The organism is Klenkia sp. AC732, from assembly GCF_979256525.1.
On sequence record NZ_CEEDOS010000004.1, the window covers coordinates 1 to 17,367 of the forward strand.

The 17,367-nt window shown below is 75.1% G+C and carries 15 protein-coding genes; 9 read left to right on the top strand and 6 right to left on the bottom strand.

Features of this window, described 5'->3' with window-relative positions:
• Positions 1–46: 46 nt before the first annotated feature.
• Positions 47–988 carry a protein kinase family protein gene (locus tag AC0IVP_RS02645; RefSeq protein ID WP_471754338.1) on the top strand — a complete coding sequence of 314 codons (942 nt, stop codon included), beginning with the start codon at positions 47–49 and terminating at the stop codon, positions 986–988.
• A gap of 103 nt (positions 989–1,091) precedes the next feature.
• Here the strand turns inward: AC0IVP_RS02645 and AC0IVP_RS02650 are convergent, their stop codons facing one another.
• The 5 genes from AC0IVP_RS02650 to AC0IVP_RS02670 form a co-directional block, all read right to left on the bottom strand.
• Entirely contained in the window at positions 1,092–2,258 is a 1,167-nt protein-coding gene (locus tag AC0IVP_RS02650) for an L-talarate/galactarate dehydratase (RefSeq protein WP_056291289.1), read from the bottom strand.
• Positions 2,255–3,580, bottom strand: coding sequence for an enolase C-terminal domain-like protein (locus tag AC0IVP_RS02655; protein ID WP_471754340.1), 1,326 nt, complete (start codon positions 3,578–3,580; stop codon positions 2,255–2,257). Before AC0IVP_RS02655 ends, AC0IVP_RS02650 begins: the two co-directional genes overlap by 4 nt.
• Positions 3,580–5,175, bottom strand: coding sequence for an aldehyde dehydrogenase (NADP(+)) (locus AC0IVP_RS02660; RefSeq protein ID WP_471754342.1), 1,596 nt, complete (start codon positions 5,173–5,175; stop codon positions 3,580–3,582). Before AC0IVP_RS02660 ends, AC0IVP_RS02655 begins: the two co-directional genes overlap by 1 nt.
• Entirely contained in the window at positions 5,175–6,080 is a 906-nt protein-coding gene (gene kdgD / locus AC0IVP_RS02665) for a 5-dehydro-4-deoxyglucarate dehydratase (RefSeq protein ID WP_235564543.1), read from the bottom strand. Before kdgD ends, AC0IVP_RS02660 begins: the two co-directional genes overlap by 1 nt.
• A gap of 126 nt (positions 6,081–6,206) precedes the next feature.
• Positions 6,207–7,100: a LysR substrate-binding domain-containing protein gene (locus AC0IVP_RS02670; protein WP_471754344.1), complete on the bottom strand. Its 894-nt coding sequence runs from the start codon at positions 7,098–7,100 to the stop codon at positions 6,207–6,209.
• A gap of 152 nt (positions 7,101–7,252) precedes the next feature.
• Here AC0IVP_RS02670 and AC0IVP_RS02675 point away from each other — a divergent pair, with 152 nt between their 5' ends.
• Genes AC0IVP_RS02675 through AC0IVP_RS02705 form a run of 7 tightly spaced genes read left to right on the top strand, consistent with a single transcriptional unit; the run spans position 7,253 to position 14,540 of the window.
• Positions 7,253–8,266 carry a Bug family tripartite tricarboxylate transporter substrate binding protein gene (locus tag AC0IVP_RS02675; RefSeq protein ID WP_056291300.1) on the top strand — a complete coding sequence of 338 codons (1,014 nt, stop codon included), beginning with the start codon at positions 7,253–7,255 and terminating at the stop codon, positions 8,264–8,266.
• On the top strand, positions 8,263–8,949 hold the full coding sequence (locus tag AC0IVP_RS02680) for a tripartite tricarboxylate transporter TctB family protein (protein WP_471754346.1): 687 nt from the start codon (positions 8,263–8,265) through the stop codon (positions 8,947–8,949). Before AC0IVP_RS02675 ends, AC0IVP_RS02680 begins: the two co-directional genes overlap by 4 nt.
• A gap of 11 nt (positions 8,950–8,960) precedes the next feature.
• Positions 8,961–10,487, top strand: coding sequence for a tripartite tricarboxylate transporter permease (locus tag AC0IVP_RS02685; protein ID WP_056291302.1), 1,527 nt, complete (start codon positions 8,961–8,963; stop codon positions 10,485–10,487).
• Entirely contained in the window at positions 10,484–10,879 is a 396-nt protein-coding gene (locus AC0IVP_RS02690; protein ID WP_056291304.1) for a universal stress protein, read from the top strand. The genes AC0IVP_RS02685 and AC0IVP_RS02690 overlap by 4 nt, the downstream gene beginning before the upstream one ends.
• Positions 10,880–10,902: 23 nt before the next feature.
• Positions 10,903–11,640 carry a sulfite exporter TauE/SafE family protein gene (locus AC0IVP_RS02695; RefSeq protein ID WP_471754348.1) on the top strand — a complete coding sequence of 246 codons (738 nt, stop codon included), beginning with the start codon at positions 10,903–10,905 and terminating at the stop codon, positions 11,638–11,640.
• 27 nt (positions 11,641–11,667) lie between these two features.
• Positions 11,668–13,134: a malate dehydrogenase (quinone) gene (gene mqo / locus AC0IVP_RS02700; protein ID WP_471754350.1), complete on the top strand. Its 1,467-nt coding sequence runs from the start codon at positions 11,668–11,670 to the stop codon at positions 13,132–13,134.
• Complete coding sequence (locus AC0IVP_RS02705; protein WP_471754352.1) at positions 13,131–14,540, top strand: FAD-binding oxidoreductase; 1,410 nt, start codon at positions 13,131–13,133, stop codon at positions 14,538–14,540. The genes mqo and AC0IVP_RS02705 overlap by 4 nt, the downstream gene beginning before the upstream one ends.
• An 18-nt stretch (positions 14,541–14,558) precedes the next feature.
• Here AC0IVP_RS02705 and AC0IVP_RS02710 read toward each other — a convergent pair whose 3' ends face one another.
• Positions 14,559–15,452 carry a hypothetical protein gene (locus AC0IVP_RS02710; RefSeq protein ID WP_056291312.1) on the bottom strand — a complete coding sequence of 298 codons (894 nt, stop codon included), beginning with the start codon at positions 15,450–15,452 and terminating at the stop codon, positions 14,559–14,561.
• Between the two features lie 71 nt (positions 15,453–15,523).
• On the opposite strand from AC0IVP_RS02710, the gene AC0IVP_RS02715 reads away from it, so the two are divergent.
• A complete protein-coding gene (locus AC0IVP_RS02715) occupies positions 15,524–17,308 on the top strand; it encodes an FAD-dependent oxidoreductase (RefSeq protein ID WP_471754354.1) in 1,785 nt (594 codons plus the stop codon).
• The last annotated feature ends 59 nt before the right edge of the window (positions 17,309–17,367 follow it).

Consider the following 17,367-nt stretch of genomic DNA (forward strand, 5'->3'; position numbering starts at 1 on the left):
GAAACCGGGTGCGGAGGGCGGGGTGCAGGTGGGAGGGTCCGGGCCCATGAGCAGCCCCCTCGGCCCCGGCGGTACCCGGCGGGAGGCGGCCGTGGACGCGGCCGTCGACGCAGCGCGCTCGGTCGGGGTGACCGGCGCCGACCCGGCGGTGCTCTACGAGGCGTTCTCGGTCGTCGTCCACCTGGCGCCCGAGCCGGTGGTGGCCCGGGTGCCCACGGTCCTGCCGCGCACCGTGCGCGCGGACCTGCCCGCCCGGCTGCGGCAGATGCGCGCCGAGCTCGCGGTGACCGCGTGGCTGGCCGGCCGCGGGTTCCCCGTCGTCGTCCCGGCGCACCCGGAGCCGCTGGTCGCCGACGGACAGGCTCTGACCCTGTGGCGGTGGGTGGAGCAGACCGACCGGGAGGTGCCCGAGACCGAGAGCGGGGCCCTCGTCGCCCGGCTGCACGCGGCACTGGCCGACTGCCCGGTGGAGCTGGACTGGCTGGTCCCGCTGGACGAGTCGGTGCCTGACGCGCTGGGGCAGCTCGTGGCGGACCGGCCCGCCTGGCTGACCGCCGAGGACGTCGTCCGGGCGCAGGGGGAGTGGGACCTGCTGGCGCCCCTGGCGACCGAGCCGGCTGCCTGGGCGGCGGCCTTCCCGGACGCGCCGGCGCAACCGGTGCACGGGGACGCGCCGTTCTACAACGTGATCGCCACGCCGTCCGCGCTGCTCAGCTCGGACTTCGAGCACGTCGGCCAGGGGCCGCCCGAGTGGGACCTGGCCTCCGTGCCCGCCGGCGTGCGGGCCGGCTACGACGCCGAGGCCGCCCGGCTGGGCCTGCGCCCGCTGGACGAGCGCGCCCTGCAGGTGGCCGAGCGCGGCCGCGCCCTGCAGCTGCTGGCCGTCCTGCCGCTGGCCGGTGAGCTGCCCGGCATGGCCGATGCCCTGGAGGGCTTCGCCGCCGGCTGGCGCGCGAGCTCCCCGCTGGCCGACCTCCTCCGGCGGTGATCATGGGAGTCGCCCCGCCGACACGCCGGGCGACGGCGTGTCGGCGTGCACCAACCCCATGATCACCGGCGGGCGGGCGGGTGTGCGGGCGGGTGGGTGAGGGTCAGGCGGTGATGGTGGCCTTGGCCGTCGTCCAGGCGCGGAGCTGGTCGGTGGGGGTGACGCCGAGGCCCGGGCGGTCGGAGAGGTACATCCGGCCGCCGGCGGTCTCCAGGTGCTCGTGGAACAGCGGGGTCAGCCAGTCGAAGTGCTCGACCCAGGGCTCGATCGGGTAGGCCGCCGCCAGGTGCGCGTGGATCTCCATGGCGAAGTGCGGCGCCAGGGTGAGGTGGTGGGTCTCGGCGAGGGTCGCCAGCTTGAGGAACTGGGTGATGCCGCCGATGCGGGGGGCGTCGGGCTGGATGACGTCGACCGCGCCGTGCCGGATCAGCTCGGCGTGCTCGGCGACGCTGGTCAGCATCTCCCCGGTCGCGATGGAGGTGTCCAGCGCGCGGGCGAGTTGGGCGTGGCCCTCGGCGTCGTAGGCGTCCAGCGGCTCCTCGATCCAGACCAGGTCGAACTCCTCCAGCGCCCGGCTGACCCGGATCGCCGTCGGCCGGTCCCACTGCTGGTTGGCGTCCACCATGATCGGGACGTCGTCCCCGAGGTGCGCGCGCAGCCGGGAGACCCGGCGGACGTCCTCCTTGGAGTCCGGCAGGCCCACCTTGATCTTGATGGCGCCGATGCCGGCCTCGAGTGTCGCGGTGGCGTTGTCGCAGACCTGCTCGATCGTCTCGTGCAGGAAGCCGCCGGAGGTGTTGTAGCAGCGCACCGAGTCCCGGTGGGCACCCAGCAGCTTGGCCAGCGGCAGGCCGGCGCGCTTGGCCTTGAGGTCCCACAGCGCGATGTCCATGGCCGCGATGGCCTGGGTGGAGGCGCCGCTGCGGCCCACCGAGGCACCGGCCCAGACCAGCTTGGTCCACAGCCGGGAGATGTCGTTGGGGTCCTCGCCGATGAGGACGTCGGCGATCTCCTTGGCGTGGGCGAACTGGGCGGGGCCGCCGGCGCGCTTGGAGTAGCCGAAGCCGATGCCCTCGAAGCCGTTCACGGTGGTGATCTCGGCGAAGAGGAAGACGACCTCGGTCATCGGCTTCTGCCGGCCGGTGAACACCTTGGCGTCGCTGATCGGGGTGGCCAGCGGCAGCGTCACCGAGCTCAGCGTCACCGAGGCGATCCGGTCCAGCACGGGGGAGGTGGTCGGGACGGTCATCGGGGTCTCCAGGACGGTCATCGGACGAGGGCGGGGCGCTTGGGGTCGAACTGCCACCCCGGGAGCAGGTGCTGCATGGCGACCGCGTCGTCCCGGGCGCCCAGGCCGTGCTCCAGGTACAGCTCGTGTGCGGCGGCCACGGCGTCCTCGTCGAGGGTGACGCCCAGGCCCGGGGTGCTGGGGACGGCGATCGCGCCGTCGCGGATCTGCAGCGGGTCGGTGGTGAGCGGCTGCCCGTCCTGCCAGATCCAGTGCGTGTCCAGGGCGGTGATGGTGCCCGGGGCGGCCGCGCCGACGTGGGTGAACATGGCCAGCGAGACGTCGAAGTGGTTGTTGCTGTGCGAGCCCCAGGTCAGCCCGAAGTCGTCGCACAGCTGGGCGACCCGGACCGAGCCGCGCATCGTCCAGAAGTGCGGGTCGGCCAGCGGGATGTCCACGGCGGCCGAGCGGACGGCGTGTGCCATCTGCCGCCAGTCGGTGGCCACCATGTTGGTGGCCGTGGGCAGGCCGGTGCGGCGGCGGAACTCGGCCATCACCTCGCGGCCGGAGAAGCCGCCCTCGGCGCCCACCGGGTCCTCGGCGTAGGCGAGGACGCCGTGCAGGTCGCGGCACAGCTCGACGGCCTCGGACAGCAGCCAGCCGCCGTTGGGGTCCAGGGTGATCCGGGCGTCGGGGAACCGCTCGGCCAGCGCGGTGACGGCGGCGACCTCCTCGGCCCCGGCGAGCACCCCGCCCTTGAGCTTGAAGTCGGTGAACCCGTAGCGGGCCCGGGCTGCCTCGGCCAGGGCCACGACGGCGTCGGGGGTGAGGGCGGGCTCGCGGCGCAGCCGCTCCCAGTCGTCGGCCGGGGAGTCCTCGACCAGGTAGGGCAGGTCGGTGGCGGTGCGGTCCCCGACGTAGAACAGGTAGCCCAGCATCGGCACGGAGTCCCGCTGCTGGCCCTCGCCGAGCAGCTCGGCCACCGGCACGCCCAGGTGCTGGCCCAGCAGGTCCAGCAGCGCCGACTCCAGCGCGGTGACGGCGTGCACCGTCGTCCGCAGGTCGAAGGTCTGCAGGCCGCGGCCGCCGGCGTCCCGGGCGGCGAAGGCCCGCGACACCTGCGCGAGCAGGCTGCCCAGCCGGGCGACCGGCTGGCCGACCAGGAACTCGGCGGCGTCGGTGATCGTGGTCGCGATCGCCTCGCCACCGGGGACCTCGCCGACGCCCTGCCGGCCCTCGGAGTCGGTGACCACGGCGATGTTGCGGGTGAAGAACGGGCCGTGCGCGCCGGAGAGGTTCAGCAGCATGCTGTCCCGCCCGGCGACCGGGACGACCTGCACCCGGGCGATCGTGGGGGAGACCATCACTGCTCCTCGGGACGGCGGACGACGCCGTCGACGCGGCGGGACAGGCCCCACGGGTTGGCCCGCTGCAGGGACGGCGGGAGCACCTCGTCGGGGGCGTCCTGGAAGCAGACCGGCCGCTGGAAGCGGTGCACGGCCAGCGTGCCGACGGAGGTGGAGCGGCCGTCCGACGTCGCCGGGAACGGGCCGCCGTGCACCATCGCGTGGCTGACCTCGACGCCGGTGGGCCAGCCGCCGAACAGCACCCGGCCGACCTTGGTGGCCAGCAGCGGCAGCACCGGGGCCAGCGCCTCGGTGTCGCCGGCGCCGGCGTGCACGGTGGCGGTGAGCTGGCCCTCGAGGTCCCCGACCGCGGTGAGCAGCTCGTCGGTGGAGCCGTAGCGGACGACCAGGCCCAGCGCGCCGAAGACCTCGGCCTGCAGCTCGGGGCGGGCGGCCAGGTCGGCGGTGGTGGTGGCGTAGACGGCCGGGGCGGGGGCGTGCGGGCCGGAGCCCGGGGTGCCCTCGGCGACCGGCTCGGCTCCCGCGGCGGCCAGCGCCTGCGCGCCGGTCCGGTAGGCCTCGGCGATGCCCGGGGTGAGCATGGTCTGGCCGGTGGCCGCGCCGACCAGCTCGCCGGCCGCGGCCAGGAAGGCGTCGCCGTCCGGGCCGGTGGGCAGCAGCAGCAGGCCCGGGTTGGTGCAGAACTGGCCGGCGCCCAGGGTCAGCGAGCCGACGTAGCCCGCGGCCAGCGCGGCCGGGTCGCCCAGCCCGCCGGGCATGACCAGCACCGGGTTGATCGAGGACATCTCGGCGTAGACCGGGATCGGCACCGGCCGGGCGGCGGCGGCCGCGACCAGCGCGAGCCCGCCCCCGCGGGAGCCGGTGAACCCGACGGCGGTGATCCGCGGGTCGCTGACCAGCGCCTGGCCGATCTCGTTGCCGCCGCCGTAGAGCAGGGAGAAGACGCCGGCCGGCAGGTCGTGCTCGGCGACGGCCTCGGTGACGGCGCGCCCGACCAGCTCGGCGGCACCGGGGTGCGCGTTGTGCGCCTTGACGACGACGGGGCACCCGGCGGCCAGGGCGGCCGCGGTGTCGCCGCCGGCGGTGGAGAAGGCGAGCGGGAAGTTGCTGGCGCCGAAGACGGCGACCGGGCCCAGCGGCACGTGCACCTGGCGCAGGTCCGGGCGAGGCAGCGGGGTGCGGTCGGGCAGCGCGGGGTCGATCCGGGCCTGCAGGTGGTCGCCCTGCTCGACGACGGTGGCCATCAGCCGCAGCTGGCCGGTGGTGCGGCCCAGCTCGCCGGTCAGCCGACCCACGGGCAGGCCGGACTCGGCGACGGCGCGGGCGACCAGGGTCTCCCCGAGGGCCTCGACCCGGTCGGCGACGGTGCGCAGGAAGGCCGCGCGGCGGGCCGGGGACAGCGCGGCGTAGGCCGGGGCGGCCTCGGCGGCGGCCCGGGTGGCCCGCTCGACCTCGGCCGGCGCCAGCAGCGAGTAGGCCGGCTCCAGGGTCTCCCCGGTCGCCGGGTCGATCGCGCGCAGCGTGCCGGCGTCACCGGCGACGGTCTCCCCGGCGATGATCGAGGAGCCGGTCAGGGTCTGGGTGGAGGTCATCAGGACACCTTGTCGATGAGCACGGTGAGGTCGGCGAGCTCGGCCTCGGTGAGGTCGGTCAGCGGCGGGCGGACCCGGCCGCCGTCGCGGCCCACGGCGGTGAGCCCGGCCTTGATGATGGACACCGCGTAGCCCTTCTTGCGGTCCCTGATGTCCAGGTAGGGCAGCACGAAGTCGTTGAGCTTGGCGTACACCGCGGCCCGGTCCTTGGCGCGCACGGCGGCGAAGAACTCGGTGGCGAACTGCGGCACGAAGTTGAAGACCGCCGAGGAGTACGTGCTCACGCCCAGCTCCAGCAGCGGCAGCGCGAAGGTCTCCGCCGTCGGCAGGCCGCCGACGTAGACCAGCCGGTCGCCGACCCGGGCGTAGGTCCGGGTCATCCGCTCGATGTCCCCGACGCCGTCCTTGAGGCCGATCATCGTGGGGTTGCGGTCCGCGGCCTGCGCGACGGCGACGTCGTCGAGCACGGCGTTGGCCCGGCTGTAGACGACGACGCCGAGGTCGGTGGCCGAGCAGACGGCGGTGATGTGGTCGACCAGGCCGTCCTGGCTGGCCTCGGTCAGGTAGGGCGGCATGAGCAGCAGGCCGGAGGCGCCGGCGTCGGCCGCCGCCTTGGCCATCTCCACGGCTGTCGCGGTGCCGCCGGTGGCCGGGGCGAGCACCGGGACGGCGCCGTCCACCTCGGCGACGGCGGCCCGGACGACCCGGTCGACCTCGGCGCCGGTGAGCGAGAAGCCCTCGCCGGTGCCGCCGGCCGCGAAGAGCCCGGCGACCTCGAACCCGGACAGCCAGGACAGGTGCTCCCGGTAGCGCGCCTCGTCGAAGGCGAGGTCGGCGTCGAAGTGGGTGACCGGGAAGGACAGCAGGCCGGAGGCCAGCTGGGGGGCCAGGTCGGCCGGGGACATCAGGCTCACGGTGGTCCTCGCGTCGGACGGGCGCCGGTGGGTCCAGCGCGTGGCGCAGGCCACGTTAGGAACGGTCGGCGATGCCTGTCCAAGACCGGATCGGCATGCGGCGATGCCCTCCGGGCATCACCGGGTCGGCGGTCGCAGCGGGGCGAGGGCTTCGAGCACCCGCGGGAGCGCCGGGTTGACCGACTCCCGGGACCACAGCAGGTGCAGCTCGACGGGCTCGGCGTCGGCGGGGGCCAGTGGCAGGAAGACCACCCCGTCGATGCCCAGGGCGGTGGCCGAGGCCGGGACGAGGGCCACCCCGCGGCCGGCACCGACGAGCAGCAGCATCGTCAGCACCTGACTGACCGTGTGCACGACGTTCTCGTGCCGGATCGGCACGAGTCGGACGGCGAGGTCGTAGAAGTACCGGGCCTGGCTGGGGGAGTGCATGACCATCGGCTCGTCGGCCAGCACGGCGGGGTCGACCGGGCCGGCAGCCGTGGCCAGCGGGTGGTCGGCCGGTACCGCGACCAGCAGCGCCTCGCGGTCCAGCAGCCGGGAGGCGAACGCGGCCCGGTCGAAGGGCGGCCGGGCCAGCCCCAGGTCCAGCTCCCCGCCGAGCAGCCCGGCGACCTGCTCGCGGGACACGCCCTCCTGCAGGTCGACGTCCAGGTCCGGCAGGGCCTCGGCGACCAGGCCGAGCAGCCGGCCCAGCACCCGGTAGGCCGACGCCGCGGTGAAGCCGATCCGGATCGTGCCCCGTGAGCCCGCGGCGACCCGGCGGGCGAGGTCGGGGGCCGCGTCGGCGAGGGACAGCAGCCGGCGGGCCTCGGTCAGGAAGACCCGCCCGGCCGGGGTGAGGGCCACCCCGCGGTTGTCCCGGTCCAGCAACTGGGCGCCGATGTCGCGCTCGAGCTTCTGGATCTGCCGGGACAGCGGGGGCTGGGTCATCTGCAACCGCGTGGCGGCGCGCCCGAAGTGCAGCTCGTCGGCGACGGCGACGAACCCCCGGAGCTGGTCGAGGCTGAACACGATGCGTCGAGGGTATCGCTCGATGCCTCATCGGGCTTGGACCGGCATCGCTGCGCCGACATACGGTCCCCCGAGTCCCAGGCCCGTGACCGCGCTCACAGCGGCAGGGTGGGCCGTGTGGCCGGGACGACGCTCTCGACGAGGAGGACGACATGACGTGGAACACGACGCGCCGATGGGCCGTGGCGGGGATGGGTGCGACGCTGGTCGCGACGCTGTCGGCCTGTGGGGGCAACCTCGGAGGGGGCGGCGGCGGTGACGACGCCGCGGCGAGCTTCCCCGACGGCCCGATCACCCTGCTCATCGGCCAGGACCCCGGCGGCAGCACCGACCTCATCGGCCGCGCGCTGGCCGAGATCGCCTCCGACGAGCTCGGCGTGGCGATCAGCGTGGAGAACCGGCCCGGCGCCAACGGCGCGCTGGCCGCCGAGGAGCTCGCCGGCTCCGAGCCCGACGGGCAGACGCTGATGGTCTTCAACGGCACGCTGGCCTACATCACGCCGCTGGCCGTGTCGGAGGACGAGGCGCAGGACATCAACGACTTCACCGTCGTCACCGGCATCTCCCAGGACGACTACGTGCTGGTCACCGCCGCCGACAGCGGCATCGCCAGCATCGACGACATCACCGCGGCCGGCTCGGTCACCTACGGCACCACGGGCGTGGGCACCGGCAGCCAGCTGTCCACCGCGCTGCTGACCGGCGAGCTCGGCGTCGAGGCCACCCCGGTGCCCTTCGACGGTGGCGCCCCGACCCTGACCGCCGTCCTCGGTGGCCAGGTCGACATCGCCGCCATCCAGCTCGGTGAGGCCTTCAGCCAGATCGAGGCCGGCGAGCTGACCCCGATCGTCACCTTCGCCGCCGAGCGCAACGAGTTCCTGCCCGACGTGCCCACGGCCGTCGAGGAGGGCTACGCCGACGCCGAGGTGCAGCAGTCCCGGGCGATCGTCGCCCCCGACGGCACCCCGGACGAGGTCGTCTCGGCCCTGCAGGACGCCTTCGACACCGCCTTCGCCGACTCCGGCTACCAGGACTTCAACGCCGACCGGCTGCTCACCGCCAACGAGATCGACGGCAGCGAGCTGCAGACGGTCTGGTCGGACAACCTGGAGAACTACCGGTCGCTGACGGAGGAGTACGGCATCGACCTGGGCGGCGGCGCGTGACCTCCCCCTCCTCGGGCTCCACCCAGCACGGCGCCACCCAGCACGACGCCACCCGTCCCGCCGTCCCCGGTCAGCCCGGGGACGGCGGGGCGGGGGCCTCCCCGGCGGTCCGGGGGGACGCCGGGTCGGCCCCGCACCACGCGGTCGGACCGGATGCGCTGCCCGACGCCGGGGTGCTCCCCGGTGCGACCGCCGCCGAGGCCGACGACCTGGTCGACGAGGTCGCGGAGGAGGACCGGCCGCCCACGGCGGGCCCGGTCACCAACCTGGTCACCGCGGTGGTCACCCTCGGCATCGGGGTCGCGGTGCTGCTCGGGTCGCTGTCCCTGGGCGTGGGCACCGCCGAGGCCCCCGGCCCGGGCACCTGGCCGCTGCTGGTCTCGATCGCGCTGATCGCGCTGTCGGTCGCCACCGCGGTGGCCTCCCGCCGCACCACCGACGCCGAGGCCTTCACCTCCCGCGCCTGGGGCGTGCTGGCGGGCCTGGCCACCCTGGTCGGCTTCGTGCTGCTGATCGACGTGATCGGCTTCGAGGTCCCCGCGGTGCTGCTGTGCTTCGTCTGGCTGCGGTTCCTGGGCCGGGAGGGCTGGCGGACGTCGGTCCTGGTCAGCCTCGGCGTCGTCGCCGTCTTCTACGCGCTGTTCGTCGTGGCGCTGTCCGTCCCGATCCCGCACCTCTTCTAGGAGGCCCTCCGGTGGACTCCCTCAGCCCGGTCCTGGACGGCTTCCTCGTCGTCATCGAGCCGACCAACCTGCTCTACTGCCTGATCGGCGTCGTCATCGGCATGCTGATCGGCGTGCTGCCCGGCCTCGGCCCGGCCGCCACGATCGCGATCCTGCTGCCGCTGACCATCGGCATCGAGCCGGTGACCTCGATCATCATGCTGGCCGGCATCTTCTACGGCGCCCAGTACGGCGGCACGATCACCTCGGTGCTGCTCAAGCTGCCCGGCGAGGCCTCCTCGGTGGTCACCGTCTTCGACGGCCACGCGATGGCCAAGCAGGGCCGCGCCGGCACCGCGCTGGGCATCGCCGCGATCGGCTCCTTCGTCGGCGGCACCGTCTCCATCGTCGCGCTGTCGTTCCTGGCCCCGGTCATCGCCGGGTACGCGCTGGACTTCGGCCCGCCGGAGTACACCGCGCTGGCCCTGCTGGGCATCCTGCTGGTCTCCACCGTCAGCTCCGGCAGCCGGCCCAAGGCGCTCATCGCCGCCTGCCTGGGCCTGGCGCTGGCCACCATCGGCCGCGACGGGTTCACCGGCGCCGAGCGGTTCACCTTCGACAACCTGAGCCTGGCCGACGGCCTGGACTTCGTGCCGATCGCGATGGGCCTGTTCGGCCTGGGCGAGATCCTCTACAACCTGGAGGAGCGGCACCGGGCGGTCAACGCGCCCACCAAGGTCTCCAACGTCTGGCCGTCGCGGTCGGACCTCAAGCAGTCCCGCGGGGCCGTGGGCCGCGGCTCGGTCATCGGCTTCTTCCTGGGCATCCTGCCCGGCGGTGGTGCGGTGCTGGCCTCGCTGGCCGCCTACGCCATCGAGAAGCGCCGCGCGAAGGACCCCAGCCGCTTCGGCAAGGGCGCCGTGGAGGGCGTCGCCGCCCCGGAGACCGCCAACAACGCGGCCGCGACGTCGTCGTTCATCCCGCTGCTGACCCTGGGCATCCCGGCCAACGCCACCATGGCGGTCATCTTCGGGGCGCTGCTCATCCAGGGCATCACACCCGGCCCGCAGCTGGTCACCGAGGAGCCCGAGCTGTTCTGGGGCGTCATCAACTCGATGTACATCGGCAACGTGCTGCTGCTGGTGATGAGCATCCCGCTGGTCGGGGTCTTCGTCCGGATCCTGCGGGTGCGCCCGGCGATCCTGGCCCCGATCACCGTGCTGATCACCCTGATCGGCGTCTACACCGTCAACAACAACGTCTTCGACATCGTGCTGGTGATCGTCTTCGGCGTCATCGGCTACCTGATGAAGAAGTGCGGCTTCGACCCCGGCCCGCTGGTGCTGGCCTTCGTGCTGGGCTCGCTGCTGGAGAGCTCGCTGCGCCGGTCGCTGCTGCTCTTCGACGGCGACCCCACCGGCTTCTTCACCCGGCCGATCTCCGGCGTGCTGCTGACGGTGTTCCTCGTCGTCCTGCTGCTGCCGGTCGTCCAGGCCGTGCGCAACCGGCGTCGGGCCGCCCGGCCCGCCGCCGCCGACAAGACCGAGGAGCTCGTGTGACCGTGCTCGTGGGCTACCTGCCCTCGCCCGAGGGCGAGGCGGCGTTCGACGCCGCCGTCGCCGAGGCCGCCCGCCGCGGCGAGCCGCTGCTGGTGCTGAACTCCCCGCGCAGCGGTGCCCCGGTCAGCAGCACCGCCGCCGACGACGACGCCGTCACCGGGCTGACCGGCCGGGCCTCGGCCGCCGGCGTGCAGGTGGAGGTCCGCCGCACCGCCCACGAGGGCGACGCCGCCGACGAGGTGCTCCGGGTCGCCGAGGAGGTGCAGGCGTCCGTGCTGGTCATCGGCATCCGCCGGCGGTCCCCGGTGGGCAAGCTGCTCATGGGCAGCAGCGCCCAGCGGATCCTCCTCGACAGCGACCGCCCGGTCCTCGCGGTCAAGCCCGCCCGCTGAGCGCGCTCGAGGCCGGCCTGCTGGTGCTGGCCGGCCTCGGCGCCGGGCTGACCGGCAGCGTCGCCGGTCTGGCGTCGCTGGTCAGCTACCCGGCGCTGCTGGCCACCGGGCTCCCGCCGGTGACCGCCAACGTCACCAACACCGTCGCGCTGGTGCTCAACAGCGTCGGCGCCGTGGGCGCCTCCCGGCCCGAGCTGCGCGGCCAGGGACGGCGCATCGCGCTGCTGCTGCCGCTGGGGATGGCCGGTGGTGTCGCCGGGGCCGCGCTGCTCCTGACCACCCCGCCATCGGCCTTCGAGGCGGTGGTGCCGTTCTTCATCGCCGCCGCCTCGGTGCTCATCCTCCTCCAGCGCCCGCCTCGCGAGCTGGCCTCCGACGGCACCGCCGAGGTTCGCCGGCACCCCCGCCGGGCCCTCTGGGCGATGGGCGCGGGGGTGGCCGCGGTGTCGGTCTACGGCGGGTTCTTCGGGGCCGCATCCGGGGTGCTGCTGCTGGCCGTCCTGCTGCTCACCACGGGCGAGACCGTGGCCCGCGGCAACGCCCTGAAGAACACCGTCTCCGGCGCCTCCAACCTGCTCGCCGCCATCGGCTTCGCCCTCTTCGCCGACGTCGCCTGGGCCGCGGTGCTGCCGCTGGCCGCCGGGCTGTTCGTCGGCGGGGTGCTCGGCCCGCCGCTGGTGCGCCGGCTGCCCGGGCTGTGGCTGCGCCGCGGCATCGGCGTGGCCGGGCTGGTGCTGGCCGCCGTCCTCGCGTCCGCCTGACCCGACCCGATCCCCCTGGAGGTCCCCGTGCCACCCGTCGTGCCCACCGAGGACGTCGACGCCCTGCTCGTCGGAGGGGGCGTCATGAGCGCCACCCTGGGCGTGCTGCTCTCGCAGCTGCAGCCGGACTGGCGGATCGCCGTGCTGGAACGGCTGGACCAGGGCGGTCTGGAGAGCTCGGCCGCCTGGATGAACGCGGGCACCGGGCACGCCGGGCTCTGCGAGTTCAACTACACCCCCCGTCGGGCCGACGGCTCGGTCGACGTCACGGCCGCCGTGCGGATCGGTGAGCAGTTCGCCGCCTCGCTGCGGCTGTGGGCCGACCTGGTGGCCGCGGGGGACCTCGACCCCTCCTTCGTGCGTCCCGTGGCGCACCTGGGGCTGGGGCGCGGCGCGGAGGGCGTCGCCCACCTCCGGGGGCGTCGGGAGGCGCTGGCGCACCACCCGCTGTTCGCCGACACGCGCTTCACGCAGGACCGCGAGGAGGCCGCGTCCTGGGTGCCGCTGGTGACGCGGGGGCGGACCGGCGACGAGCCGTTCGCGCTGACCCGCTCCGGGCAGGGCACCGACGTCGACTACGGGACGCTGACCCGGGGCCTGCTCCAGGTCCTCACCCGGCGCGGCGCGGAGGTCTCCGTCGGCCAGCACGTCTCCCGGCTGCGTCGGCACGGCGCCGGCTGGGCTGCCACGGTGACCGACCGGCGGTCGGGGCTGGCCCGCCGGGTGCGGGCCCGGTTCGTCTTCGTCGGCGCGGGGGGCGCGACCCTGCCGGTGCTGCAGGCCGCGGGCGTGCCCGAGGTCCGCGGGCTCGGGGCGTTCCCGATCAGCGGCCGGTTCCTGCGGACGTCGGACCCGGAGCTGGTCGCCGCACACCGCGGCAAGCTGTACGGGCACGCAGCGCCCGGCGCCCCGCCGATCTCGGTGCCGCACCTGGACCTGCGCAGCGTCGAGGGCCGGGAGCACCTGCTCTTCGGCCCGTTCGCAGCGTTCTCCCCGCGGTTCCTGCGCACCGGTCGGCGCAGCGACCTGCTCCGGTCGGTGCGGCCGCACGCGGTCCCCACCCTGCTGGCCACCGCCCGGGACAACCGCGCGCTCACCGCCCACCTGGTCGGGCAGCTGGCGCAGACCCCGACGGCCCGGACGGCGTCCCTGCGCGGCTTCGTGCCCACGGCGCGGGCGGCGGACTGGGAGCTGGTGACCGCCGGCCAGCGGGTCCAGCTGCTCGAGCGCACCGGGGGACGGGGCGCGATGGTCGGTTTCGGCACCCGGGTGGTCACCTCCGCCGGCGGGAGTCTCGGCGCCCTGCTCGGTGCCTCCCCCGGGGCATCGACAGCGGTGGCGGTCATGGTCGACCTGCTGGACCGCTGCTTCCCGGCCAGGGCCACCGACTGGGCCGACCGGCTGGCCCGGCACCGGGGGGACACCCTCGACCTGGACGCGGTGGCCGACGCCCGCTCGGTGCTGGGTCTGCCCGCCGTCGGGGCCGCCGCGTGAACGCCGAGCTCGTCGACCGGCTGCGCGCCGAGCTCGGCGACGCCGGCGTGCTCACCGACCCCGCCGCGACGGCGTCCTACCTGACCGACTGGCGCGGCGCGTGGTCCGGGACGGCGCTGGCCGTCGTCCGGCCCGCCAGCACCGCGGAGGTGTCAGCGGTGCTGCGGCTGTGCTCGGCCGCCGGGGTCGCCGTCGTCCCACAGGGCGGGAACACCGGGCTGTGCGGCGGCGCGGTGCCCGACGCGTCCGGCGCGGAGGTGGTGCTGTCGCTGACCCGGATGCGGGCCGTGCTGGCCGTGGACCCGGCCGAGCTGACGGTCACCGTCGAGGCCGGCGCCGTGCTGCAGGCCGTACAGGAGGCGGCGGCGGCCGTGGGCTGTCTCTACCCGGTCTCGCTGGGCTCGGAGGGCAGCGCCACCATCGGCGGCACGATCGCCACCAACGCCGGTGGCACCGGGGTGCTGCGCTGGGGCAACACCCGCGCCCAGGTGCTCGGCCTGGAGGTCGTGCTGCCCGACGGCCGGGTCTGGGACGGGCTGCGGGCCCTGCGCAAGGACAACACCGGCTACGACCTGACCCAGCTGTTCATCGGCGCCGAGGGCACGCTCGGCGTCGTCACCAGGGCCGTGCTGTCGCTGGTGCCGGCGCTGCGCTCGACGACGACGGCGTGGGCAGCGCTGCCCTCGGTGCAGGCCGCGGTCGACCTGCTCGGGCTGTTGCGCCGGTCGGCGGGGGACCGGGTGACCGCCGTCGAGCTGGTGTCCCGGCAGGCCCTGGAGCTGGTGCTGACCCACGTCGCCGGCGCCCGGGACCCCTTCGCCGAGGTGCACCCCTGGTACGTGCTGCTGGAGCTGGGCGATGCCCGCCCCGACGCCGGCCTGGACGCGCTGCTGGAGGACGTGCTCGGGCAGGCCGTCGAGCAGGACCTGGTCGCGGACGCCGTCGTCGCCTCGTCGTCGGCGCAGGTCGCGGCGCTGTGGACGCTGCGGGAGGGCATCTCGGAGGCGCAGAACCCGGAGGGGCCCAGCCTCAAGCACGACGTCACCGTGCCGGTCGGGGTGCTGCCGGAGTTCGTCGCGGCCACCGACGCCGCGCTGCGGATGGCGGCGCCCGGCGTCCGGCTGGTCACCTACGGCCACGTCGGGGACGGCAACCTGCACTACAACCTGACCCCGCCGGTCGGCGCCGACCCGGACGTGTTCGCCGCCCGCGCGCACGAGCTGGCCGACGTCGTCTACCGCGAGGTGGCCCGCCGGTCGGGCAGCATCAGCGCCGAGCACGGCATCGGCCAGGCCAAGCGCGAGGCCCTGGCGGTGGTCACCGACGAGGTGACGATGGACCTGATGCGCGGCCTGAAGACCCTCCTGGACCCGCGAGGCCTGATGAACCCCGGCAAGGTCCTCTGAGGCCCCCGCCGCCCCTGATCAACCGAGGGCGGCGGGGGCGGGCGCGGGTGCGGGCGCCAGGACGGCGTCGCAGACGGCCAGCAGGCGCTCGCGCAGGGCGGTGCCGCGGGCGGCGAAGCCGCGCTGGGCCTCGGCGTACTCGGCCTTGCCGGCGGCGGTCTCGATCGGCACCGGCGGGAAGCCGTGGTCGGCCAGGTCGTAGGGGCTGGCCCGCATGTCCAGCGCCCGGACGTCGGCGGCGAGGACGAAGCAGTCGGCCAGCAGCTCCCCGGGCACGGCGGGGGACAGCTTGTAGGCCCACTTGTAGAGGTCCATCGTGGCGTGCAGGCAGCCCGGCTGCTCCAGCTCGGCCTGGGTCTCCCGGGTGGGGGTCAGCGCGTTGCGGGGGACGGCGTCGGCGGTGAAGAACCGGAACGCGTCCACGTGGGTGCACTGCAGCCGGTGCCCCTCGACGACGGCGTCGGTGCCGGCCGCGCCCAGCCGCAGCGGGACGCCGCCGTGCCGGACCTCGCCGGCCCGGTAGACCATCGCCCACTCGTGCAGCCCGAAGCAGCCGAACTGCCCGGCCCGGCCGGCGGTGCGGGCCAGCAGCCCGGCGGTCCATCCGGTCGCCGCGCCCCGCTTCGCGCGGAACGCCTCGACGTCCAGCCCGACCGAGCCGTCCTCGAGCCGGGCGTACAGCGGCCAGCCGAGCCGCTCCTGCGCGAGCTCCCCGGTGACCGAGGTGCCGACACCGGCGTGCCAGCGCAGCAGCCGGGCCGGCGGCTCGGAGTAGTAGGTGAACAGGAAGTCCCACACCGGGTGCGCCTCGTGCCGGGATCGCCGCTGCTGGTGGGGCTCGACCCAGGGCGCCAGCCGCTGTCGGTGCGCGGCGTCCCGGGCGGCCGCGACGTCGGGAGGGAGCACGGGCACGCACCGAGGGTAGGCGGGCCGCTGAGCAGTGACGCTTGACACAGGTGGAGCGCTCAACCAGTGTCCGGCGCATGACGCTCGCAGGCACTCCCACCGTGGTCGACACCGACGTCCTGGTGGTGGGCACCGGCCCCGCCGGGGCCTCGGCCGCGCTGTTCCTGGCGACCTACGGGACGCGGGTCCTCGTCGTCACCAAGTACGGGCGGCTGTCCCAGGAGCCGCGGGCGCACATCACCAACCAGCGCGCCATGGAGACCCTGCGCGACATGGGCGTCGAGCAGACGCTCACCGCGCTGGCCACCCCCTGGGAGCTGATGGGGACGACGACGTTCTGCACCAGCCTGGTCGGCGAGGAGCTCGGCCGGATCCCCAGCTGGGGCACCGACACCGTGCGGCACGCCGACTACGCCCTGGCCAGCCCGTGCACGATGCTCGACGCCCCGCAGACCCTCACCGAGCCGGTGCTGGTCAAGGCCGCCCAGGACCGCGGCGCACGGGTCCGCTTCGACACCGAGTACCTGCGCCACGTCCAGGACGACGAGGGCGTCACCACCACGCTGCGCGACCGGCTCACCGGGGTCGAGTTCGACGTCCGCTCGCGCTACCTGGTGGGCGCCGACGGCGCCCGCAGCGCCGTCGCCACGGACCTGGAGCTGCCCTTCGAGGGCCCCGGTGCGGTGGGCGGCGCGCTGGGCATCGTGTTCCGCGCCGACCTCACCCACCTGGTCGCCCACCGGCCCTCGGTCCTCTACTGGATGCTCCAGCCGGGCGCGGAGAAGGAGGGCGTCGGGCTGGGCGTGCTGCGGATGATCAAGCCCTGGACCGAGTGGATGCTCATGTGGGGCTACGCGGTCGCCGACGGCCCGCCGGAGCTGACCGACTCCTTCGTCCGGGAGCTCGCCGTCGGCCTCGTGGGCACCGACGACTTCGAGATGGAGGTGCTGTCCGGCTCGCCCTGGACGGTCAACCACCACTTCGCGACGACGATCAGCCGCGGCCGGGTGTTCTGCGCCGGGGACGCCGTGCACCGCCACCCGCCGACCAACGGCCTGGGCTCCAACACCTCGATCCAGGACGCCTACAACCTGGCCTGGAAGCTGGCCCACGTGGTGGCCGGCACCGCCCACCCGAGCCTGCTGGACTCCTACGACGCCGAGCGCGCCCCGATCGCACGGCAGGTCGTGGAGCGGGCCAACCGGTCCATCGCCGACACCGGCCGGATCATGGCCGCCCTCGAGCTCACCGACACGACCGACGTCGAGGTGCTGGAGCGTCAGCTCGCGCTGCGCCGGGCGCCGGGGCCCGACGGCGACCGGGTCCGGGCCGCCGTCCGGGAGGCGATCGCGTACAAGGCCTACGAGTTCGACGCCCACGGCGTCGAGCACAACCAGCGCTACGCCTCCGCCGCGGTCGTCCCCGACGGGACGCCGATGCCGCCCTACGAGCGGGACGCCGAGCTGTACGCCCGGCCCACCACCTGGCCCGGCGCCAAGCTGCCGCACACCTGGGTCACCCGGGCCGGGCACGAGGTGTCCACCCTGGACCTGGCCGGCACGGGCCGCTTCGCCGTCGTCACCGGGGTCGGTGGGGACGCCTGGCTGGCCGCCGCGGCCGAGCTGGGCGCCCAGCGCGGGCTGACGATCACCCCGGTCGCGATCGGGCCGGGCCTGCCGGTCGACGACCCCTACGGCACCTGGACCGACCTGCGGGAGACCGCTGACGGCGGGGTGCTGCTGGTGCGGCCCGACCTCTACGTCGCCGCCCGGCACGCGGCCGCCCCGACGTCGCCGGAGCAGGCCCGGGAGTGGCTGGCCGGCGCGCTGGACGCGGTGCTGGGACCGGTCGCGACGGGCTGACCGACGGGGAGGCGACCCGCGGACTAGCGTGGTCGCCTCCCGCGCCGCCGCACCACCCC

Bases quoted from the DNA above. Each gene is read 5' to 3' on its own strand.
- AC0IVP_RS02660 (WP_471754342.1), bottom strand. From the start codon at position 5,175: ATGACCTCCACCCAGACCCTGACCGGCTCCTCGATCATCGCCGGGGAG.
- kdgD (WP_235564543.1), bottom strand. From the start codon at position 6,080: ATGTCCCCGGCCGACCTGGCCCCCCAGCTGGCCTCCGGCCTGCTGTCC.
- AC0IVP_RS02655 (WP_471754340.1), bottom strand. From the start codon at position 3,580: ATGGTCTCCCCCACGATCGCCCGGGTGCAGGTCGTCCCGGTCGCCGGG.
- AC0IVP_RS02645 (WP_471754338.1), top strand. From the start codon at position 47: ATGAGCAGCCCCCTCGGCCCCGGCGGTACCCGGCGGGAGGCGGCCGTG.
- AC0IVP_RS02715 (WP_471754354.1), top strand. From the start codon at position 15,524: ATGACGCTCGCAGGCACTCCCACCGTGGTCGACACCGACGTCCTGGTG.
- AC0IVP_RS02675 (WP_056291300.1), top strand. From the start codon at position 7,253: ATGACGTGGAACACGACGCGCCGATGGGCCGTGGCGGGGATGGGTGCG.
- AC0IVP_RS02650 (WP_056291289.1), bottom strand. From the start codon at position 2,258: ATGACCGTCCTGGAGACCCCGATGACCGTCCCGACCACCTCCCCCGTG.